General features: G+C 70.2%; 11 protein-coding genes. 10 read left to right on the forward strand and 1 reads right to left on the reverse strand.

The window, feature by feature from the left end; translation table 11 throughout:
* Positions 1–47 precede the first annotated feature (47 nt).
* Positions 48–1,238: an acetyl-CoA C-acetyltransferase gene (locus ACQ3I4_RS10445; protein ID WP_329860620.1), complete on the reverse strand. Its 1,191-nt coding sequence runs from the start codon at positions 1,236–1,238 to the stop codon at positions 48–50.
* Between the two features lie 512 nt (positions 1,239–1,750).
* Here ACQ3I4_RS10445 and ACQ3I4_RS10450 point away from each other — a divergent pair.
* From ACQ3I4_RS10450 to tuf, 10 genes are all read left to right on the forward strand, one after another.
* Positions 1,751–6,868 carry a hypothetical protein gene (locus ACQ3I4_RS10450; protein WP_430633518.1) on the forward strand — a complete coding sequence of 1,706 codons (5,118 nt, stop codon included), beginning with the start codon at positions 1,751–1,753 and terminating at the stop codon, positions 6,866–6,868.
* A 337-nt stretch (positions 6,869–7,205) separates the two neighbouring features.
* Complete coding sequence (gene rpoB / locus ACQ3I4_RS10455) at positions 7,206–10,712, forward strand: DNA-directed RNA polymerase subunit beta (RefSeq protein ID WP_329860618.1); 3,507 nt, start codon at positions 7,206–7,208, stop codon at positions 10,710–10,712.
* 132 nt (positions 10,713–10,844) lie between these two features.
* Complete coding sequence (locus tag ACQ3I4_RS10460; protein WP_329860616.1) at positions 10,845–14,735, forward strand: DNA-directed RNA polymerase subunit beta'; 3,891 nt, start codon at positions 10,845–10,847, stop codon at positions 14,733–14,735.
* A 307-nt stretch (positions 14,736–15,042) separates the two neighbouring features.
* The gene (locus ACQ3I4_RS10465; protein ID WP_329860615.1) at positions 15,043–16,014 is read left to right on the forward strand and encodes a Bug family tripartite tricarboxylate transporter substrate binding protein; all 972 of its coding nucleotides are present in this window, start codon (positions 15,043–15,045) and stop codon (positions 16,012–16,014) included.
* Positions 16,015–16,081: 67 nt separating this feature from the next.
* On the forward strand, positions 16,082–16,624 hold the full coding sequence (locus ACQ3I4_RS10470; RefSeq protein ID WP_329860614.1) for a tripartite tricarboxylate transporter TctB family protein: 543 nt from the start codon (positions 16,082–16,084) through the stop codon (positions 16,622–16,624).
* The gene (locus tag ACQ3I4_RS10475) at positions 16,621–18,171 is read left to right on the forward strand and encodes a tripartite tricarboxylate transporter permease (RefSeq protein ID WP_329860612.1); all 1,551 of its coding nucleotides are present in this window, start codon (positions 16,621–16,623) and stop codon (positions 18,169–18,171) included. The genes ACQ3I4_RS10470 and ACQ3I4_RS10475 overlap by 4 nt, the downstream gene beginning before the upstream one ends.
* A gap of 343 nt (positions 18,172–18,514) precedes the next feature.
* Positions 18,515–18,889, forward strand: coding sequence for a 30S ribosomal protein S12 (gene rpsL / locus ACQ3I4_RS10480; protein ID WP_071894958.1), 375 nt, complete (start codon positions 18,515–18,517; stop codon positions 18,887–18,889).
* Positions 18,889–19,359, forward strand: a complete 471-nt coding sequence (gene rpsG / locus ACQ3I4_RS10485; RefSeq protein WP_329860609.1) for a 30S ribosomal protein S7 — start codon at positions 18,889–18,891, stop codon at positions 19,357–19,359. The genes rpsL and rpsG overlap by 1 nt, the downstream gene beginning before the upstream one ends.
* A gap of 84 nt (positions 19,360–19,443) precedes the next feature.
* Positions 19,444–21,558 (forward strand): elongation factor G, encoded by a 2,115-nt coding sequence (fusA, locus tag ACQ3I4_RS10490; RefSeq protein ID WP_329860607.1) that lies wholly within the window; start codon positions 19,444–19,446, stop codon positions 21,556–21,558.
* A gap of 231 nt (positions 21,559–21,789) precedes the next feature.
* Positions 21,790–22,980, forward strand: a complete 1,191-nt coding sequence (gene tuf / locus ACQ3I4_RS10495; protein WP_329860605.1) for an elongation factor Tu — start codon at positions 21,790–21,792, stop codon at positions 22,978–22,980.
* Positions 22,981–23,044 lie beyond the last annotated feature (64 nt).

Below are 23,044 nucleotides of genomic sequence, written 5' to 3' on the forward strand. Positions count from 1 at the left end.
GCCGGTGCCCACGCGAGGCGGGCGCCGGCGTCGTCCGGTGTGCAGGACTACTCCCGCCAGAGCAGCAGGGCCTCGCCCTGACCGCCGCCCCCGCACAGGCTGACGGCCGCGCGCCCGGAACCGCGGCGCTGGAGCTCGAGCGCCGCGTGGAGGGCCAGTCGTGCCCCGGAGGCGCCGATCGGGTGGCCGAGCGCGATCGCCCCGCCATGGATGTTGGTCTTCTCGAGCGGGTAGCCGAGGTCCTTGAGCGACTGGCAGGCCACGGCGCCGAAGGCCTCGTTGACCTCGATGAAGTCGAGCTGGTCCACGGTCCAGTCGGCCCTCGCCAGCGCGGATTCGATGGCGTGGGAGGGCTGGGAGTGCAGGGAGTTGTCCGGCCCGGCGACCTGGCCGGGCTCGCCGATCACGGCGAGGACCTCGAGGCCGTGCTCCTCGGCGTAGGCGCGGGAGGCCACGACGACGGCGGCGGCGCCGTCGGAGAGCGGCGAGGAGTTGCCGGCCGTGATGGTGCCGTCCTTCGCGAACGCGGGGCGCAGCGCGGCGAGGGACTCGACGCTCGTGTCCGGCCGGACGCCCTCGTCGGCGGTGAGCACCAGGGGCTCGCCCTTGCGCTGCGGGATCTCCACGGCGACGATCTCCTCGGCGAAGACGCCCTCGCGCTGGGCGGCTGCCGCCCGGACATGGGATGCGGCCGCGACCTCGTCCTGCGGCCCGCGCTCCCAGCCGAGCTCGCCGTTCTTCGCCTCGGTGCTCACGCCCATGGACTGGCCGTCGAAGGCGTCGGTCAGGCCGTCGTGCGCGACGGCGTCGATCGCGGAGATGTTGCCGTAGGTCCAGCCCTGGCGCGAGCCGGGGAGCACGTGGGGGCCGTTGGTCATCGACTCCTGGCCGCCGGCGACGACGACGTCGGCCTCGCCGAGGCGGATGATCCGCGCTGCGTCGGTCACGGCCGCGAGGCCGGAGAGGCACACCTTGTTGATCGTCACGGTGGGCACGTCCCAGCCGATCCCGGCGGCGACGGCGGACTGCCGGGCGGGGTTCTGCCCGCAGCCGGCCTGGACGACGTGGCCCATGACGACGGCGCCGACGGCGGAGGCGGGAACGCCCGACTTCTCGAGGGCGCCGCGGATGGCGGCCGCCCCGAGCTGGACCGCGGTGAGTGGGGCGAGCTGGCCCTTGAGGCGTCCGAAGGGCGTCCGGGCGCCGCCGACGATGACTGCTTCCTGGGGGGAGGACATGGTGTTCTGGCTCGCTTTCGTGCTGGAGTGCCGTGTGCGACAAGGCTACCGTGACGCGTGACACAGGGAGCCTCGCCGTGTTGACAAGGGCCTTTGTAAAACTTTGTGTCGCCGCCCTTCACGGGCCGGGAATCCGCCGATACACTCGGATTCAGCGGCCTTCCGGGGGGATCGGCCGCATTGCTCTTGGCCTCTAGGGGGAGGCCTCGGGGGGAAGGAGCCGGCACATGGGTGCTCGGTTTGACACGGCGGCGCAGGTGCGCCGCCCAGGGGCAGCCGCCGACAAATCGTCCGCGGCGCATTCAACGTGGGGGCCACTAGCAACACAGGACGCCATAGGAGGCCGCTGAACCGTCAGCGGCCTATTCGCCATGCCCCGGTCCAGCCGGGGCACGGCTTGCCACACCTCGTGGGCAGCGGAGGCAGGGCGTGTGGCCGGGAGTCTTGGGGGTTCCCGGCGCCGCGGCCGGCAGCGTGGCCGGGGCGTGGTCCAGGAATGACGGGGACCGACCGTGGGGAAGAACTCGCAGGACCGGGGGTCGGCGCCGGGACGGCGCCGTAGCCTTCCGCGCTGTGCGTGGGCGTCCGTGCTCGCCGCCTCGCTCGTCCTCGGGCCCGCCCTGGCACCGGCCCCGGGCCCCGCCGGGGTACCGTCCGCTGCCGCCGACGCGCTGGACGCGGAGCCGCGTCCCTCCGCGGAGCCGGATGCGACGACGCAGGTGGCGACCCCGCGCGCGACGGCTCCCGCCACGTCGTCCCAGGGCGCCGCGCCTCCGGGAGCGGCGTCCTCCGCTGCGACGACCTCCGCACCGATGCCCTCCGCGACGGCATCGTCGACGACGGCGCCCGGCGGGGCGGAGCGGGGCACGCCCGGCCCGGGCGGAGGCGCTGGGGGCGCCGACGGGCGCGATGACGCCTCCCGTGGAGACGCCTCCCGGGGCGACGGCGGCGACGGGGCCACCGGGAGCACCGATGTCCGTGACGACGACCTCAACGACGACGACCGCGACGACCCGGCGCCCGTGGTGCTCTGGCTCGCGCCGACAGCGGAGCTCGAGGCCTCGGCCCGCACCGTCCTGGAACACGAGTGGTCGCTCGAGGCCGCACCTGAGCGCCCCGTGTCCGAGGTCGGGCCGCGGGAGGACGCCGCGGCGGTGGCCCGGATCGCCGTCACGGAGCTCGGGCCGCGGCTGGCCTCGCAGCAGCTCCGCGGCCGTCTGCTCCTGGAGAACCCGAACCCGGAGCCCATGACGGTCACGGCGAACGCACCGCGCCGCGCCGCCGCAGCAGGGCAGCCGGCGGCCGCGTGCGGCTACCGTCCGGCCGACGGCCTCGAGGCCACACCGGGAGCCGCCGCGGGATCCCTGCGCCTCGTCCTGCCTCCCGGGACCACCCGCGTCGACTACGACTGCCCCGCCCCGCAGGAGGCGGACGCGCCGGACGGAGGCATCGACGTCGGAATCTCCTTCAGCCGCGGCGAGCACCCGCTGGACGCCGCGGACGCCGGATCGGACGCGGACCGGCCGGACGGAACCGTCCGCGCCGGGGCGGCGTACGCCTGGGAGGTCCGCGAGCTGCGCCGCGCGGTGGCCCTCGCCGCCCACCCGGCCGGGGCCGCCGCTCCGGGAGACGCCGAGGCGGCACGGGAGGCCGGGCTCGAGACCTGGACCGTGAGGTCCTCCGGCCTCCCCGGGACCGTGCACCGCCGCCTCGCCGCCCTGCCGGCGCAGGTCCCGGCCGCCGCCTGCTCCGCCACGGGCGTCTCCGCGACCCTGTTGCAGACAGGAGCCACCGCCTCCGCCGACGTGCGCGTGTGCCGCTGGGCGGCGCCCCGGGTCGACATCGAGGCCGAGGGCAGCTTCATCCGCGACCACCAGTGGTCGCTGACGGGAACCGAGGGGGCGCCGCGCTTCGACGTCGACGGGCAGGGGGCCGTGACCGCCGTGCACGAGCTCACCGCGACGGCCACGGGCCACCGCGACCTGGCCTTCCGGCTCGGCGGCACCGTGTCCTTCTCCAACCCCAACGACTTCGCCGTCCAGCGGCTCGACGCCGGCCCCGCGCCCCGGTTCGCCGGGCGCGACTGCCGCTACGTGCGCCTCGCGGACGCCGACGCGGCCGCGCCCGGGATCCAGCTGGACGTGCCCGCGGGCGGCACGGTCCGGGCCGCGTTCCGCTGCGACGTCTCCTCCGGCGTCGCGCCCGGCGACTACCGCGGGCACGAGCTCTCCGCCTCCGCGGGCTGGGAACGCGGCGCCCCCGTCGCCGCGGAGCCGGCCGCCGTCGCCTTCACGGTGCGGCGCGCGATCGACGCGACCGTGACCCTGACCGAGGACGGGACGGGATCCGCCGTGATCGGCACGGCGGCCGTCGCGGACTCGCCGCGGACGTTCCGCCACCCCCTGCGGCTGCAGGGCGTCCCCGGCCGCTGCACGGACTTCGAGTTCGGCGCGGCGCTGCGCGAGCGCGCCGGCGCCGACGCGGACAACACGACCCGGGGGAGGGCCTCCGTCTGCGTCCTGGACGGGCTCTCCGTCGCCGCCTCCTACGACGCGGGCTTCTCGCGCGACCACCAGTGGAGCGCGGAGCGCCGCGAGGACGCCGCACGGCACGAGGTGATCGGCACGACGCCGGCCGCCGCCGGGGCGACCGTGACGGCAAGGACCACGGGCCACATCGACTCCGGCTGGCGGGTCGCCGGGACCGTCTCGATCGCCAACCCCAACCTGCACCGGGCCGTCGAGGTCGACGTCCGGCAATCCGTCCGGCTGCCCGGGGCCCTGTGCCAGGTCGCGGGGACGCCCGGACGCGGCGTCGTCGCGGTCCCTGCGGCCCAGATCGTCGACGGCGTCGTGGTGCCGGGCAGGGTGGCCGTGCAGACCGAGTGCGTGTTCGGCGGCCGCGGGCTCGCGGAGCGGCACTATGCGGGGCGCGACGCAACCGCCGTCGTCCGCTGGACCGCACCCGATGGCGGCACCCGCCGCGCCGTCGTCGCCCAGCCGCTCGCCTTCCGGGCGCTCGCCGTGACGGACGCCGTCGTGGAGGTCGTCGGCCCGGGCTCGGGCCCCGGCGCCCCCGTGATCGGCACCGCCACCGTCGGGGAATCGCCCGCCGTCTTCCGGACGGTCGGGTCCCTCGCCGGGACGCCGGGGCGCTGCGTGCGGCACTCGACGACGGCGACGGTGCGCGAGGCCGCCGGGCAGGACGCCGACAACACGGCCTCCTCCGCGACCACGGTCTGCGCCCAGGCCGCGCTCCAGCTCCGCCAGGAGGCCGAGGCGACGTTCGACCGCGAGCTGTTGTGGCGCCTCGAGAGCGCGGTGGACCGGCCGCGCGTGGTGCTCGGCGAGGGCGGTCGCGCCGACGTCGGATTCACGGTGAAGGCCACGCCGGACGGGTCCGTGGACGGGAACCACTTCGTGCGCGGCACCGTGCGCCTCGCGAACCCCAATGCGTACGACGCCGGTGCCCTCCTCGCGACGCTCGACGACCCGTCCGCCGGACCCGGCATGGTGTGCGCGTACCTGGGTGCCGACGCGGATCCGTCCGCGCCGGGCTTCCAAGTGAGGGTGCCGCGGGCACCGGGAGCGGCCTCCGCGCTCGACGCGGCCGAGGCCGCCGCGGGCCAGGGGCCGGGCGCAGGCGGGGCCACGGGGGCCGCGGGCCCAGCCGGTGTCGGAGCCGCGGCCGGGTTCGTGCCGGGCCGAGCCGAGGTCGGCTTCGAGTGCGCCGGGCGCCCCGCGGGCGGCGGCGAGGGCACGCCCCGGGCGGTCGGGGCGACGTGGCCGGGCGGCGCCGCGCTGGCCCAGGCGGTGTCCACGTCGAGCCCGGAGAACCTCCGGCATCAGAGCGTGCGCATCGTCGACGACCAGGTCTCGCGGTCCGACGACCCCGCGGTGCTCGGCACGGCGGTCTGGAACGCGGCGGGCGAGCCCACCGTCTTCAGCTACACGCTGCCCTTCACGGGGCGGGCCGGCGTCTGCATCACCCGCACCGCCACGGCGCTGCTCGAGGGGCCGGGCCTCTCGGCCAGCAGCACCGCCGAGGTCTGCGTGCGGCGACCGCTCGAGGCCACGGCGAGCGCGTCCGCGAGCCTGCAGCGCGGTCACCAGTGGATCCTCGAGGCACTGCGGCACCCCCAGGGAAGCACGCCGCTGGCCGACGGCGGGGCCGTGCTGCGGACGCTGGTCCGGGCCGTGCCCCACGGGACCCGGGACACGGGACACGTCGTCGACGGGACGGTGCGCGTCGGCAACCCCAACTTCTTCGAGGGGGCGGCCGCGACGGTCACGGTCGAAACCGTGCTCAACGTGGGCGGGGACGGAGTCTGCACGGTCCGCGGCCAGGACGCGGACCCCGCCGCCACGGGGCACCAGGTGCTCGTCCCGGCGGGCACCGGGACCACCCCCGGCCAGGTGCGGGTCGACTACGCGTGCTCGTTCGCGGGCCAGCCCTCGCCCGTCGGCGCCGCGAGCACCTCGCTGAGCTGGGACTCGGGCCGGACGGTCGCCGAGGCCCCCGTCGTCTTCGCGCCCCGCTCGGAGACCGACCGCACGGTGCGTGTCTTCCAGCGCGCCGGGTCCCACGGGACCACGCTGCTCGGCACGGCCGAGTGGAACGCACAGGGCACGCCGGCGACCTTCGAGTCGACGACCGAGATCGCCCGGACCGGCCCGTCCGCCGCCGAGGGGGCCGGCGAGTCCGACGGCGAGGGAGGGGCCGGGCGTTGTTTCACGGCGGAGTCGCTCCAGTGGATCGGCGCCGCGGGCGGGCCGCCCGCCGCGGGGGAAGGGGCGCCGGGTGGTTCCCAGGGCTCCCGCGCCGGCGTCGGCGACGACCGTTCGGTGCGGCAGGAGGCCGTCGTCTGCTCCGGCGCCGGGCTGACCGCCTCGCTCGAGGCGGCCGCAGGGCTGCACCGCAGCTACCAATGGTCGGTGCGCCGCGGCGTCGAGGCCGGGGATCTAGGCTCCGCCGCCGTCGCCCACGTCGTCGAGGCCATGCCGGGGGGATACACGGACTCCGACTGGACCGTCACGGGCGCCGTCGCCGTCGCCCACCCCGGGGGAGGGGAGCCCGTCACGGCCGTCCTGACCTCGGCGACGGGCCCCGGCGGGGCGGAATGCGCTGTCGAGGGCGATGCCCGGCTCGAGCTGGCCCCGGGAGCCTCGGGGCAGCTCCGCTACCGCTGCGCGTACGCCGCCGACCCGGGCGCCGAGGGCGGGACCGCGGCCGTCGTCCAGTGGGACGGCGGGGCGGTCGAGCTGCGCGTCCCGGTCCGCTTCGCCGTCCGCACCTCCTCCGACGCGACCGTCGAGGTCTACGACGACAAGGGCGTCCCCGGCGGCGAGCCCCGGCTGCTCGGCCTGGCGCGCTGGAACGCCGACGGCACCGCGCGGCGCTTCGCCTTCGCCGTGGCCGTCCCGGCGGGCGACGGGCAGTGCGCGGCCGGTGCGGGCACGGCATTCATCCACGTCGTCGGCGGCCCCGGCCCGGCCCTCGACCCGGCCGGGCTCGGCCTCGAGACGCGGGCGCCGTCGGCGCCCCGGCCGGGGGACCCCGCCGCGAGCAACGAGGACCCGGACTGCGGAGCGCCGGACGCCGAGACCGCCGGGGCCGCCGGCATCCCGTAGGCCACGCGGGCCACGCAGCGGGGCCGGGCCGCTCCGGTGCAGGCCGGTCACGACGCGCGCCGGCGGCGGGACGGGCCGGCCATCTGACGGGCCGGGTCGTCGATGTCCCCCGACGGCGGCCCGGCCCTTGCGGCGCGCCGTCCCCACGGGGCGCCACCTGCTTGTGCCGGGCGGTTAGACATGGTAGGGGAGCGGGTGTAGTATGGATCTTTGCGTCTTCCCTCAGCACGATTCGGCCTTCATATAGCGGTGGGCCCGTTCTCGGTGGTGTCCCGGGTATCCCCCAACCGGGCAGGGGTCGGCGCCGGAAACCTGACGGTCTGTGGAAGGATCCATCTTGGTCGCCTCGAGCACCTCTCAAAACGAAACCGCTAGTTCGGCCCGCAGCGCGGAAGCGGCCGGGCGCATCTCATTCGCAAAGATCCACGAACCGCTGGACGTGCCCAACCTGCTGGCGCTCCAGACGGAGAGCTTCGACTGGCTCGTGGGCAACCAGCGCTGGAAGGCCCGCGTCGAGCAGGCCGTCGCCGAAGGCATCCAGGGCGTGGCCGACGTCTCCGGCCTGGCCGAGATCTTCGAGGAGATCTCCCCGATCGAGGACTTCCAGGGCACCATGTCCCTGAGCTTCTCCGAGCCGGAGTTCGCCGACCCGAAGTACACCATGGCCGAGTGCAAGGACCGCGACGCGACCTACGCCGCGCCGCTGTACGTCAAGGCCGAGTTCATGAACAACAACACGGGTGAGATCAAGCAGCAGACCGTGTTCATGGGCGACTTCCCGCTGATGACGGACAAGGGCACGTTCATCATCAACGGCACCGAGCGCGTCGTCGTCTCCCAGCTCGTCCGCTCCCCGGGCGCCTACTTCGAGCGCACCCCGGACAAGACGAGCGACAAGGACATCTTCACGGCGAAGATCATCCCGTCCCGCGGCGCCTGGTTCGAGCTCGAGATCGACAAGCGCGACCAGGTCGGCGTGCGCCTCGACCGCAAGCGCAAGCAGTCCGTCACCGTGCTGCTCAAGGCCCTCGGCTGGTCCGAGTCCCGCATCCTCGAGGAGTTCGGCGACTACGACTCCATCCGCGCGACCCTCGAGAAGGACGCCACCGAGACCCGCGAGGAGGCGCTGCTGGACATCTACCGCAAGCTGCGCCCGGGAGAGCCGCCGACGGTCGACGCCGCCGAGTCGCTGCTCGACAACCTCTACTTCAACCCGAAGCGCTACGACCTCGCCAAGGTCGGCCGCTACAAGATCAACCGCAAGCTCGGCGTGGACAAGTCCCTCGCCGAGTCGAACGCCTCGGTGCTGGACATCGACGACATCGTCGCGATGATCAAGTTCCTCGTGGCCCTGCACGCGGGCGAGAAGACCGTCCCCGGCAAGCGCGACGGCAACGACGTGGAGATCCGCGTCGAGGTCGACGACATCGACCACTTCGGCAACCGCCGCATCCGCGCCGTCGGCGAGCTCATCGAGAACCAGGTCCGCACGGGCCTGTCCCGCATGGAGCGCGTCGTCCGCGAGCGCATGACCACGCAGGACGTCGAGGCCATCACGCCGCAGACCCTGATCAACATCCGCCCCGTCGTGGCCGCGATCAAGGAGTTCTTCGGAACCTCCCAGCTCTCGCAGTTCATGGACCAGAACAACCCGCTGGCCGGCCTGACGCACAAGCGCCGCCTGTCCGCGCTCGGCCCGGGCGGCCTCTCCCGCGACCGCGCCGGCATGGAGGTCCGTGACGTCCACCCGTCGCACTACGGCCGCATGTGCCCGATCGAGACCCCTGAAGGCCCGAACATCGGCCTCATCGGCTCGCTCGCGACCTACGCGCGGATCAACGCGTTCGGCTTCATCGAGTCGCCATACCGCAAGGTCGTCGACGGCGTCGTCACCGAGCAGGTCGACTACCTGACGGCCGACGAGGAACTCGAGTGCGTCATCGCCCAGGCGAACGCCCCGATGACCGGGGACAACCGCTTCGTCGAGGACCTGGTCCTCTGCCGCGAGCGCGGCGGCGGCGGCGAGCCCGTGCTCGTCACGCCGGAGGAGATCGACTACATGGACGTCTCCCCGCGCCAGATGGTCTCCGGCGCCACCGCGCTGATCCCGTTCCTCGAGCACGACGACGCCAACCGCGCGCTCATGGGCGCCAACATGCAGCGCCAGGCCGTGCCGCTGCTGGCCTCCGAGGCGCCGCTCGTCGGCACCGGCATGGAGAAGTACGTGGCGGTCGACGCCGGCGACTCCGTCGTCGCGTCCCAGCCGGGCGTCGTCAGCGAGGTCTCGGCCGACCTGGTCACCGTCCTGAACGACGACGGCACCGAGTCCGCGTACCCGATCATGAAGTTCGCCCGCTCCAACCAGGGCAACGCGTACAACCAGCGCGTCCTGGTCTCCGAGGGCGAGCGCGTCGAGTACCAGAGCATCATCGCCGACGGCCCGTCCACGGACAACGGCGAGCTCGCGCTCGGCAAGAACCTCCTCGTCGCGTTCATGTCCTGGGAAGGACACAACTTCGAGGACGCCATCATCCTGTCCCAGCGGATGGTCTCCGACGACGTCCTCACCTCGATCCACATCGAGGAGCACGAGGTCGACGCCCGCGACACCAAGCTGGGCGCCGAGGAGATCACCCGGGACATCCCGAACGTCTCCGAGGAGATCCTGGCGCAGCTCGACGAGCGCGGCATCATCCACATCGGCGCCGAGGTCGAGGCGGGCGACATCCTCGTCGGCCGCGTCACCCCGAAGGGCGAGACGGAGCTGACCCCGGAGGAGCGCCTCCTGCGCGCCATCTTCGGCGAGAAGTCCCGCGAAGTGCGCGACACCTCCCTGAAGGTGCCGCACGGCGAGTCCGGCACCGTCATCGGCGTGCGCATCTTCGACCGCGACAACGACGACGAGCTGCCCCCGGGCGTGAACCAGCTGGTCCGCGTCTACGTGGCCCAGAAGCGCAAGATCACCGACGGCGACAAGCTCGCCGGACGCCACGGCAACAAGGGCGTCATCTCGAAGATCCTGCCGGTGGAGGACATGCCGTTCCTCGAGGACGGAACCCCCGTCGACGTGGTCCTGAACCCGCTGGGCGTCCCGGGCCGCATGAACGTCGGCCAGGTCCTGGAGATCCACCTGGGCTGGGCTGCCAAGCAGGGCTGGAAGATCGAGGGGGAGCCGGAATGGCTCAAGAACCTCCCGAACCTCCCGCGCGAATCCGGCTCCACGACCGTCGCCACCCCGGTGTTCGACGGCGCGGCGGAGGAGGAGATCCGCGGCCTGCTCGACCACACGGCGAAGACGCGCGACGGCGAGCGCCTGATCGGCAACACCGGCAAGGCGCGCCTGTTCGACGGCCGCTCCGGCGAGCCGTTCCCGGACCCGGTGTCCGTGGGCTACATGTACATCCTGAAGCTCCACCACCTGGTGGACGACAAGATCCACGCCCGCTCCACCGGCCCGTACTCGATGATCACGCAGCAGCCGCTGGGCGGTAAGGCCCAGTTCGGCGGCCAGCGCTTCGGTGAGATGGAAGTCTGGGCCCTCGAGGCCTACGGCGCCGCCTACACTCTGCAGGAGCTGCTGACCATCAAGTCGGACGACATCCACGGCCGCGTGAAGGTGTACGAGGCGATCGTCAAGGGCGAGAACATCCCGGAGCCGGGCGTTCCCGAGTCCTTCAAGGTCCTCATCAAGGAAATGCAGTCGCTGTGCCTGAACGTGGAAGTGCTCTCCACCGACGGCACCACGATCGAAATGCGGGACTCGGACGAAGAAGTCTTCCGGGCCGCGGAAGAACTGGGCATCGACCTCTCCCGGGCCGAACCCAGCTCCGTCGAGGAGGTCTAGCAGTACGACGCCGGCGCCCGGCTCCCGGGCCGGGCGCACCGGCGTCGTACTCCAGGCTTTTTCCCCACCCCCGGCGGGCCCAGCCCGCTCGAAGACAAGACTTCTGAGAAACAAGAGAGAGACAGGGACCATATGTCCAGCGAATCCTCCTTCGGCCTCATGCGCATCGGCCTCGCTACCGCGGAAGAGATCCGTGGCTGGAGCTACGGCGAGGTCAAGAAGCCGGAAACCATCAACTACCGCACGCTCAAGCCCGAGAAGGACGGCCTCTTCTGCGAGAAGATCTTCGGCCCGTCCCGCGACTGGGAATGCTACTGCGGCAAGTACAAGCGCGTGCGCTTCAAGGGCATCATCTGCGAGCGCTGCGGCGTCGAGGTGACCCGTGCCAAGGTGCGCCGCGAGCGGATGGGCCACATCGAGCTCGCCGCCCCCGTGACCCACATCTGGTACTTCAAGGGCGTTCCGTCGCGCCTGGGCTACCTGCTCGACCTCGCGCCGAAGGACCTTGAGAAGGTCATCTACTTCGCCGCGTACATGATCACGTCCGTGGACGAGGAGCGCCGCCACGCGGAGCTGCCGAACCTGCAGGCGCAGCACGACCTCGCACGCAAGAAGCTCGTGGACAACCGCGACGCCGACATCGCCGCGATCGCCCGCGACCTCGAGAACGACCTGGCCAAGCTGGAGTCCGAGGGCGCCAAGGCCGCGGACAAGAAGAAGGCCCGCGACCTCGCCGACAAGACCATGGCCCAGGTGCGCAAGCGCGCCGACGCCGAGATCGAGCGCCTCGAGCAGGTCTGGGACCGCTTCAAGAACCTCAAGGTCGCCGACCTCGAGGGCGACGAGGGCCTGTTCCGCCAGCTGCGCGAGAAGTACGGGCTGTTCTTCGAGGGCTCCATGGGCGCCGAGGCGATCAAGAAGCGCCTCGAGTCGTTCGACATGGAGGCCGAGGCCGAGCTGCTGCGCGACATCATCAAGAACGGCAAGGGCCAGCGCAAGACCCGCGCCCTGAAGCGCCTCAAGGTCGTCAACGCGTTCCTGACCACCACCAACAGCCCGCTGGGCATGGTGCTGGACGCCGTCCCGGTGATCCCGCCGGAGCTGCGCCCGATGGTCCAGCTGGACGGCGGCCGCTTCGCGACCTCCGACCTGAACGACCTCTACCGCCGCGTGATCAACCGCAACAACCGCCTGAAGCGCCTGCTGGACCTCGGGGCACCCGAGATCATCGTGAACAACGAGAAGCGCATGCTCCAGGAGGCCGTCGACTCGCTGTTCGACAACGGCCGCCGTGGGCGTCCGGTCACCGGGCCGGGCAACCGTCCGCTGAAGTCGCTCTCCGACATGCTCAAGGGCAAGCAGGGGCGCTTCCGCCAGAACCTGCTCGGCAAGCGCGTCGACTACTCGGGCCGTTCGGTCATCGTCGTCGGCCCGCAGCTGAAGCTGCACCAGTGCGGCCTGCCGAAGCAGATGGCGCTGGAGCTGTTCAAGCCGTTCGTGATGAAGCGCCTCGTGGACCTGAACCACGCGCAGAACATCAAGAGCGCCAAGCGGATGGTGGAGCGCTACCGCCCGCAGGTGTGGGACGTGCTCGAGGAGATCATCACCGAGCACCCGGTGCTGCTCAACCGCGCACCGACCCTGCACCGCCTCGGCATCCAGGCGTTCGAGCCGCAGCTCGTCGAGGGCAAGGCCCTGCAGCTGCACCCGCTCGTGTGTGCCGCGTTCAACGCCGACTTCGACGGCGACCAGATGGCAGTGCACCTGCCGCTGTCGCCCGAGGCCCAGGCCGAGGCGCGCATCCTGATGCTCTCGAGCCACAACATCCTCAAGCCGTCGGACGGCCGTCCGGTGACCCTGCCCTCGCAGGACATGATCATCGGCCTGCACCACCTGACCACCAAGCGTCCGGGTGAGAAGGGCGAGGGCCGCGTGTTCTCGACCCCGGCCGAGGCGATCATGGCGCACGACGCCGGCGAGATCCACCTGAACTCGGTCGTCAAGATCCGCGTTCCGGGGTTCGTGCCGTCCTCCGAGCAGCCCGCTCCGGAAGGCTGGGAAGAGGGCACCCCCGCCCTCATCGAGACCTCCCTCGGACAGGTGCTCTTCAACGAGACCCTGCCCGCGGACTACCCGTGGGTCGAGCACGTGGCCGGCAAGGACGCCCTCTCCGAGATCGTCAACGACCTCGCCGAGCGCTACCCGAAGGTCGTCACCGCGGCCACGCTGGACAACCTCAAGGACGCCGGCTTCAAGTGGGCCACGCGTTCCGGCGTGACCGTCGCGATCTCGGACATCACGTCCAACATGAACAAGGCCGAGATCCTGGCACCCTACGAGGAGCAGGCGCTCAAGGTCCAGGCCCAGTACGACAAGGGCCTCATCGCGGACGAGGAGCGCCGCACGGAGCTCATCGACATCTGGAACAAGGCGACCGACGAGGTCGCCGAGGCCATGCGCGCCGGCATGGAGGAGCTGAACACCATCAACCGCATGGTGACCTCCAAGGCCCGTGGCAACTGGCTGCAGCTGCGCCAGATCGCCGGCATCCGCGGCCTCGTGTCCAACCCGAAGGGCGAGATCATCCCGCGCCCGATCAAGTCCTCGTACCGCGAGGGCCTGTCGGTCCTGGAGTACTTCATCGCCACGCACGGTGCCCGTAAGGGCCTCGCCGATACCGCGCTGAAGACCGCCAACTCGGGTTACCTGACCCGTCGTCTGGTGGACGTCTCGCAGGACGTCATCGTCCGCGAGCACGATTGCGGCACCGACCGCGGCCTCACCGTGCCGATCGTCTCGATCGACGAGATCGGCACCGTGCGCAAGCACGAGACCGTGGAGAACTCGGCCTACACCCGCACCCTCGCGGTCGACGTCCTGGACGCCGACGGCAAGGTGCTGGCCCCGGCTGCGTCCGACGTCGGCGACGTGCTGATCGAGGAGCTGTTCCAGGCCGGCGTGCAGGAGATCAAGGTCCGCTCCGTGCTGACCTGCGAGTCCGCCGTCGGAACCTGCGCGCTCTGCTACGGCCGCTCCCTGGCGACCGGCAAGACCGTGGACATCGGCGAGGCCGTGGGCATCATCGCCGCCCAGTCCATCGGCGAGCCGGGCACCCAGCTCACCATGCGTACCTTCCACACCGGCGGCGTCGCCTCCGCTGAGGACATCACGCAGGGTCTGCCGCGTATCCAGGAGCTCTTCGAGGCCCGTACCCCGAAGGGTGTGGCCCCGATCTCCGAGGTCGCCGGCCGCGTCACCATCGAGGACGGCGAGAAGCAGCTGCGGATCGTCATCACCCCGGACGACGGCGCCGAGGACATCGCCTACCCGGTGCTGCGCCGTGCGCGCATGCTCGTCGCCGACGGCGACAGCGTGGCCGTGGGCCAGCAGCTGGTCTCCGGTGCGATCGACCCGAAGCAGGTCCTGCGTGTGCTCGGCCCGCGCGAGGCCCAGAAGTTCCTGGTCCGCGAGGTGCAGAACGTGTACCAGTCGCAGGGCGTGGGCATCCACGACAAGCACGTGGAGGTCATCGTCCGCCAGATGCTGCGCCGCATCACGGTCATCGAGTCCGGCGACACGGAGCTGCTGCCGGGCGAGCTGGCGGAGCGTTCGCGCTTCACCAACGAGAACCGCAAGGCCGTCTCCGAGGGCAAGCAGCCGGCGTCCGGCCGCGACGAGCTCATGGGCATCACCAAGGCCTCGCTCGCCACGGATTCCTGGCTCTCCGCCGCGTCCTTCCAGGAGACCACGCGTGTCCTGACCCAGGCCGCGATGGAAGGCAAGAGCGATCCGCTGCTCGGCCTCAAGGAGAACGTGATCATCGGTAAGCTCATCCCGGCCGGCACCGGCCTGGACCGCTACACCCAGATCGCGGTGGAGCCGACGGACGAGGCCCGGGCGAACCTGTTCACCGGTCCGAGCGCCTTCACCGGCTTCGACTACGAGGGCGTCGAGCCCGGCATGGCTCCCGAGTTCCACGCCATCCCGATGGATGACTACGACCTCGGGACCGACTTCCGCTAAGCCCGAAGCGCTCCTGCCCGGTCCCTCATGACCGGGGAGGGCACCCGTCCAGAAGGGCGGCACCGCACGCGCGGTGCCGCCCTTCGGCGTTCCCGGGTCCGTACGCAGGCCGCCGAGACCGGAGCGCGCCTTCTCTGGGCAACGATTCGGACTCGGAGTAGAAAGTAATTGACATCACATAGGTGTGTGACGAACAATCTATATGTGCACAAGACGCACACACGTGCGGATTACGCACAACGGGAACCGGGGGCAACGCCGCCGCCGGCTCCTCCGTTCACCCAGGCACCATTGAAGGAGAAGCACCATGAAGTTGACGACGAAGATCGCGGCCGTGCTCGCCGCGGGAGCGTTGACGCTCACCGGTTGCGCCAGCAATGCCGGATCCGACGGCGGGGAGTTCCCCTCCAAGGACATCCGGCTCGTCGTTCCCTGGGCCGCCGGTGGCTCCGGGGACCTGACCGCGCGGACCATCGCGCCGCTTCTCGAGGAGGAACTGGGCGTCAATGTCGTCGTCGAGAACCGCCCGGGCGCCAATGGTTCCGTCGCGTACAACTGGCTCAAGGACCAGTCCGCCGACGGCTACAGCCTGTCCATGATGGGCGTCGAGGTCGTCACCCTGCAGTTCCAGGACTACGACGTCGACCCGGACAACTACGTGCCGATCGGCCAGGGCCTGTCCGGCCCCGGCGCGATCGCCGTGCCGGTCAACAGCCCGTACGAGACGCTTCAGGACCTGATCGACGACGCCAAGGCCAACCCGGGCCGGGTCACCTTCTCCAGCCCCGGCGTCGGCTCCGTGTGGGACTCGCCGGCCCAGGGGCTGCAGGACCTGGCCGGGATCGACATCACGGGTGTTCCGTTCGACGGCTCGGCACCGGCCGTGGCCGCCGCGGCCGCGGGCGACGTCTCCTTCTCGATCGACGCGATCGGTACCCAGAAGGCCCAGGTCGACGGCGGAAACCTCCGCTACCTGGCGATGCTGACCGAGGAACGCGACCCGAACAACCCGGACGTGCCCACGGCACGCGAGTCCGGCGTCGACCTCCAGAACGCCTCGTGGGTCGGCATCATGGCCCCGGCAGGCACGCCGGAGGACATCGTCCAGAAGCTGACCGAGGCCATGGGCAAGGCGGCCGAGGACGAGGGCTACAAGAAGACCATCGAGGACTCCAACCTGGTCCCGACCTTCCGCGACTCCACCGAGATGCAGGCCTTCTTCGACGAGGAAGCCGAGCGCTACGGCCCCTGGATCGAGCTCGCCCAGAGCAGGAACTAGACCGCTCCACCGTCCGCAGGACGGGGCGCGCCGCACGGCGCGCCCCGTCCCAGGTGAAGGAACCACGATGACCACACCAGCCACCGGGCACGTCCCGGGCATGGATCCCGAGGCGGACCATGCGCAGGAACACCTGCACCCCCACGTGGAGCCGCTCGTCACGGAGCGCCCCTACAAGCTGCGCGAACTGATCCCGGTCGCCGTCTGCATCGGCCTCGGCGCCACCGTGATCTTCATGGCCGGCAACATCCGCTCCGGCGTCGCCGCCGGGATCGGCCCCAACTTCTTCCCGACCTGGCTTGGCTGGGCCCTCGTCTTCCTGGGGCTCGTCCTGGTCTTCGTCAACGTCCTGCGTGGCGTCCGTCCCGGCGACATCCCGGACCGTGTCTCCTCGTGGGGCCTGATCCGCTTCGCCGCCACCGCGGTGGTCCTGATCGGCTACCTGCTGTCGTGGAACGTGCTCCAGTTCTGGCTCATCACGCTCGTCGCGTTCGCTGCCTTGACCTGGCTCTACGGGGCCCGCGGCTGGAAGCCGCTGCTCCTCTACCCCGTGATCGTCACGGCGGTCCTCCATTTCCTCTTCGTCGTCGCATTGCGAGTTCCACTATGACCACCGCAAGCCTGCTCGCCGTCCCCGTCATGGCCTCGCCCATGACCGAGGGGGTCGCGGCCGTCCTCCAATGGGACACCCTGCTCTTCATCGGCCTCGGGATCCTCGTCGGCATGCTCGTCGGCGCCTTCCCCGGCGTCACGGCGACCATGGCCGTCGCCCTCGCCTCCGGCTTCACGCTCACCCTCGAGCCGATCCAGGGCCTCGCCGTCCTGCTCACCATCTACGTCGCGGCGCAGTTCGGGGACCGGGTCCCCGCGATCCTGATCAACACGCCCGGCACGCCCGCCTCCATTTCGACGACGTTCGACGGCTATCCGCTGGCGTTGAAGGGGAAGGCCGGACTGGCGCTGACGACGTCGGCCTTCGGCTCCGCGTTCGGCATGATCGCGGGCATCCTGATCCTCGCCCTCGCGGCGATCCCGCTGTCCCGGTTCGCGATGCAGTTCGGTCCGCCCGAGATGTTCGCCCTCGTCGTGTTCGGCCTGACCATGATGGTCGGCGTCTCCTCGGGGCGCATCATCAAGGGGCTCGCCGCCGGCGCGTTCGGCCTGCTGCTCTCCACGGTGGGGCGCGACCCCATCACGGGGGACCAGCGCTTCACGCTCGGGATCCTCGAGCTCAATGGCGGGGTGCCGTTCATCCCCGTGATCATCGGCCTCTTCGGCGTCGCCGAGGTGCTCAACCAGATCCTCACGCGGCAGAAGCAGCACCACGCCAAGGCGATCACGCAGCTCGGGCAGTGGATGCCGAGCCCGTCGCTCCTGCGTCGGCTGCTGCGGCCCATGGGCATCGGCGCCGGCACGGGAGCCGTCGTCGGCCTGGTTCCGGCGGTCGGCGGCGACATCGCCGGCATCATCGCGTGGGACAACGCCAAGAAGACGTCGAAGCATCCGGAGGAGTTCGGCAAGGGCTCGCTCGAGGGGCTCACCGCGGGGGACACGTCCTCGACGGCCACGCTCGGCGGTTCCGTCACCACCACGATGGCCCTCGGCGTCCCCGGGGACTCGGTCATGGCCGTGATGATCGGGTCCATGCTGATCTGGGGCATCCAGCCCGGCCCGGCCCTCTTCACGAACCAGCCCGACCTCGTGTTCTCACTCGCCGCGATCATGCTCATCGCCACGATCCTGACCCTGGGACTCTCGCTCGTGCGCATGAAGGGAGTGGTGAAGCTCCTCGAGCTGCCCAACCACTACCTGTGGGGCATCATCCTGGTGTTCTGCATGGTGGGAACCTACTCGATCAGCAACAGCGTCTTCGACGTGTTCATGATGATGCTCTTCGGGCTCGTGGGCCTGTTCATGGTGCGCTTCGGCTTCCCGCCGGGGCCGGCCGTGCTCGGCCTGATCCTCGGGCCGCTCGCCGAGGCCAACCTGCGGCGCGCGCTCATCACGGACGGCTGGGCCTCGGTGTTCACGAGCCCGATCGCGGTGATCCTGCTGGTCATCTCGGTGCTCGCCCTCCTGGTCCCGCCGCTGCGCGGCCTCGTCGCCCGGCGCAGGGCGGCCTCGGAGGACTCGGACCTGCCGAAGCTGGTTCCGTAGCCCGGCCGCCGGGCAGGTACGTTCCACCAGGCCCTCGGCCGCGTCGGGTAGATGTCGGAAGGCTCCAGCCTTTCCGGCGTCTACCCCGACGCGGCCGCCCGGGTTTCCAGGGGAGGGGACCGATTACGGGGCGGGGCCGCCCGCGTGCTAGAGTGGTCTCAATTGTTTTATGTGTGGCAAATGGACTCGGTCCGGGTTGCGGGGAACGTGCGCAACGAATGCCACACTTTTGCACGCCTACGGTCGACTCCGCGGACGCTGCGATGAAACGACCAAAAGCGCAGTGTCCGCAGGCCGTCATGGCCGCGGGCGCGGCAGATCAAAGAAACCGGAGGACACGAAAGTGCCTACTATTCAGCAGCTGGTCCGCAAGGGCCGCTCGCCGAAGGTCAACAAGACCAAGGCCCCTGCCCTGAAGGGCAACCCCATGCGTCGTGGCGTGTGCACCCGTGTGTACACCACCACCCCCAAGAAGCCGAACTCCGCGCTCCGCAAGGTCGCCCGTGTCCGCCTCGCCGGCGGCATCGAGGTCACCGCGTACATCCCGGGCGTCGGCCACAACCTGCAGGAGCACTCGATCGTGCTCGTCCGCGGCGGCCGCGTGAAGGACCTCCCCGGCGTTCGCTACAAGATCGTCCGCGGCGCCCTCGATACCCAGGGTGTGAAGAACCGCCAGCAGGCCCGCTCCCGCTACGGCGCCAAGAAGGAGAAGAAGTAATGCCTCGTAAGGGTCCGGCGCCCAAGCGCCCCCTCGTTTCCGATCCGGTCTACGGGTCCCCGCTGGTCACCCAGCTGATCAACAAGGTCCTCGTCGATGGCAAGAAGTCCACCGCCGAGCGCATCGTCTACGGCGCGCTCCAGGGCGCCGAGGCCAAGACCGGTTCCGATCCGGTCGCGACCCTCAAGAAGGCCATGGACAACGTCCGCCCGGCCCTCGAGGTCCGCTCCCGCCGCGTCGGCGGCGCCACCTACCAGGTTCCGGTCGAGGTCAAGCCGGGTCGTTCGACCGCGCTGGCCCTGCGCTGGCTGGTCGGCTACTCCAAGGCCCGCCGCGAGAAGACGATGATCGAGCGCCTCATGAACGAGATCCTCGATGCATCCAACGGTCTCGGTGCCGCTGTGAAGCGCCGCGAGGACACCCACAAGATGGCCGAGTCCAACAAGGCCTTCGCCCACTACCGCTGGTAAAAACGTTCCGCGTACGACGCCGGGCACGGCACCTGGGTGCCGGATCCGGCGTCGTACGGGGATCAACCGACAAAGGGAGACACCGTGGCACTGGACGTGCTCACCGACCTCACGAAGGTCCGCAACATCGGCATCATGGCGCACATCGATGCCGGTAAGACCACTACTACGGAGCGCATCCTGTTCTACACGGGTGTGAACCACAAGATCGGCGAAACGCACGACGGTGCTTCGACGACCGACTGGATGGAGCAGGAGAAGGAACGCGGCATCACGATCACGTCCGCCGCCGTGACCTCCTTCTGGAACGGCAACCAGATCAACATCATCGACACCCCGGGCCACGTCGACTTCACGGTCGAGGTCGAGCGCTCCCTGCGCGTGCTCGACGGCGCCGTCGCCGTCTTCGACGGCAAGGAAGGCGTCGAGCCGCAGTCGGAGACCGTCTGGCGCCAGGCCGACAAGTACAACGTCCCGCGCATCTGCTTCGTCAACAAGATGGACAAGCTGGGCGCCGACTTCTACTTCACCGTCGACACCATCGTGAAGCGCCTCGGCGCCACCCCGCTGGTGATGCAGCTGCCGATCGGCTCCGAGAACGACTTCGTCGGCGTCGTCGACCTGATCGACATGAAGGCCCTCGTGTGGCCGGGCGACGCCAAGGGCGACGTCACCATGGGTGCCGCCTACGAGACCCGCGAGATCCCCGAGGACCTCCAGGAGAAGGCCGAGGAGTACCGCGCGAAGCTCGTCGAGCAGGTCGCCGAGTCCTCCGACGAGCTCATGGAGAAGTACCTCGAGGGCGTCGAGCCGACGGTCGAGGAGCTGAAGGCCGGCATCCGCCAGATGGTCATCGACTCCGTCGCGTACCCGGTGTTCTGCGGTTCCGCGTTCAAGAACCGCGGCGTGCAGCCGATGCTCGACGCGGTCGTCGCCTACCTCCCGTCCCCGCTGGACGTGCCGCCGATGATCGGTCACGACCCGAAGGACGAGTCGGTCGAGCTGACCCGCAAGCCGAGCGAGGACGAGCCGTTCTCCGCCCTGGCCTTCAAGATCGCCGCGCACCCGTTCTTCGGGCAGCTGACGTTCATCCGCGTGTACTCCGGCAAGGCGTCCTCCGGCCTCCAGGTGGTCAACTCCACCAAGGGCAAGAAGGAGCGCATCGGCAAGCTGTTCCAGATGCACGCCAACAAGGAGAACCCGGTGGAGGAGGCCCACGCGGGCCACATCTACGCGGCCATCGGCCTCAAGGACACGACCACGGGCGACACGCTCGCGGCCCTCGACGCGCCGATCGTGCTCGAGTCGATGTCCTTCCCGGAGCCGGTGATCTTCGTGGCCATCGAGCCGAAGACCAAGGGCGACCAGGAGAAGCTCTCCACGGCCATCCAGAAGCTCTCGGCCGAGGACCCGACCTTCACCGTGTCCTTGAACGAGGACACCGGCCAGACCGAGATCGGCGGCATGGGCGAGCTCCACCTGGACATCCTGGTGGACCGCATGCGCCGCGAGTTCAAGGTCGAGGCCAACGTCGGCAAGCCGCAGGTCGCCTACCGCGAGACCATCAAGAAGAAGGTCGAGAAGGTCGACTTCACGCACAAGAAGCAGACGGGCGGCTCCGGCCAGTTCGCCAAGGTGCAGGTCTCGTTCGAGCCGCTGGACACGTCCGACGGCGAGTTCTACCAGTTCGAGAACGCCGTCACCGGCGGCCGCGTGCCCCGCGAGTACATCCCGTCCGTGGACGCGGGCATCCAGGACGCCATGCAGTTCGGCATCCTGGCCGGCTACCCGATGGTGGGCGTCAAGGCGACCCTCACCGACGGCGCCTACCACGACGTCGACTCGTCCGAAATGGCGTTCAAGATCGCCGGTTCGCAGGTGTTCAAGGAGGGCGCACGCCGCGCCAACCCGATCATCCTCGAGCCGCTGATGGCCGTCGAGGTCCGTACTCCCGAGGAGTACATGGGCGACGTGATCGGCGACCTGAACTCCCGCCGTGGACAGATCCAGTCCATGGAGGACGCCGCCGGCGTGAAGGTCATCAAGGCCTCCGTGCCGCTGTCGGAGATGTTCGGCTACATCGGCGACCTGCGGTCCAAGACCCAGGGCCGCGCGGTGTACTCGATGACGTTCGAAAGCTACGCTGAGGTCCCCAAGGCCGTGGCCGACGAGATCATCCAGAAGTCCCGCGGCGAGTAGCCGTCCCGGACGCTGAACCAGCCTCCTCCCCGCGAGGGGAGGAGGCGCCGCGGGGGCCGTACGGCCCAGTCCAACGGCCCCCGCGTGGCAGACTGACGGACCCGGAACAGCGGGGCCGGATGGAAACCGCAAATTTCAGGAAAATAACAAGCCCACAGTAGACTTGCATGAGTTTCGTCCACGAACCGCGTGGGCGGGGTAAGTCTTCTGTTTACGTTCTAGGAGGAACCTGTGGCGAAGGCAAAGTTCGAGCGGACTAAGCCGCACGTCAACATCGGCACCATTGGTCACGTTGACCACGGTAAGACCACGTTGACCGCTGCCATTTCCAAGGTGCTTGCTGACAAGTACCCCGATCTCAACGAGCAGCGCGACTTCGCGGCGATCGACTCCGCCCCGGAAGAGCGCCAGCGCGGCATCACCATCAACATCTCCCACATCGAGTACCAGACGGAGAAGCGCCACTACGCGCACGTTGATGCCCCCGGCCACGCCGACTACATCAAGAACATGATCACGGGTGCTGCCCAGATGGACGGCGCCATCCTCGTGGTCGCCGCCACCGACGGCCCGATGGCCCAGACCCGCGAGCACGTTCTGCTCGCCCGCCAGGTCGGCGTGCCGTACCTGCTGGTCGCGCTGAACAAGTCGGACATGGTCGAGGACGAGGAGCTGCTTGACCTCGTCGAGATGGAGGTCCGCGAGCTGCTGTCCTCCCAGGGCTTCGATGGCGACGAGGCTCCGGTCATCCGCGTCTCCGGCCTGAAGGCCCTCGAGGGCGACGCCCAGTGGGTCAAGTCCGTCGAGGACCTGATGGACGCCGTCGACGAGAACGTGCCGGATCCGGTGCGCGACCGCGACAAGCCGTTCCTCATGCCGATCGAGGACGTCTTCACGATCACCGGTCGTGGAACCGTCGTCACGGGCCGCGCCGAGCGTGGCACCCTGCCGATCAACTCCGAGGTCGAGATCGTCGGCATCCGCCCGATCCAGAAGACCACGGTCACCGGCATCGAGATGTTCCACAAGCAGCTCGACGAGGCGTGGGCCGGCGAGAACTGTGGCCTCCTGCTTCGCGGCATCAAGCGTGAGGACGTGGAGCGTGGCCAGGTCATCGTGAAGCCGGGTTCCATCACCCCGCACACCGACTTCGAGGCCAACGTCTACATCCTGTCCAAGGACGAGGGCGGCCGCCACAACCCGTTCTACTCGAACTACCGCCCGCAGTTCTACTTCCGTACCACGGACGTGACCGGCGTCATCACCCTCCCCGAGGGCACCGAGATGGTCATGCCGGGCGACAACACCGAGATGACGGTCGAGCTGATCCAGCCGATCGCCATGGAGGACGGCCTGGGCTTCGCCATCCGCGAGGGTGGCCGCACGGTCGGCTCCGGCCGCGTCACCAAGATCATCAAGTAGTTCCTGCTTGCTGATCTGACCGACTGGTCTCGGAAGGGCCCCGCTGCTTCGGCAGCGGGGCCCT

The organism is Zafaria sp. Z1313 (assembly GCF_050563205.1).
GTDB lineage: Bacteria > Actinomycetota > Actinomycetes > Actinomycetales > Micrococcaceae > JAZDCJ01.

Excerpts from the sequence above, each read along its gene's own strand:
- ACQ3I4_RS10445 (WP_329860620.1), bottom strand. The coding sequence starts at position 1,238 with ATGTCCTCCCCCCAGGAAGCAGTCATCGTCGGCGGCGCCCGGACGCCC.
- ACQ3I4_RS10460 (WP_329860616.1), top strand. The coding sequence starts at position 10,845 with ATGTCCAGCGAATCCTCCTTCGGCCTCATGCGCATCGGCCTCGCTACC.
- rpsG (WP_329860609.1), top strand. The coding sequence starts at position 18,889 with ATGCCTCGTAAGGGTCCGGCGCCCAAGCGCCCCCTCGTTTCCGATCCG.
- ACQ3I4_RS10475 (WP_329860612.1), top strand. The coding sequence starts at position 16,621 with ATGACCACCGCAAGCCTGCTCGCCGTCCCCGTCATGGCCTCGCCCATG.
- ACQ3I4_RS10470 (WP_329860614.1), top strand. The coding sequence starts at position 16,082 with ATGACCACACCAGCCACCGGGCACGTCCCGGGCATGGATCCCGAGGCG.
- ACQ3I4_RS10465 (WP_329860615.1), top strand. The coding sequence starts at position 15,043 with ATGAAGTTGACGACGAAGATCGCGGCCGTGCTCGCCGCGGGAGCGTTG.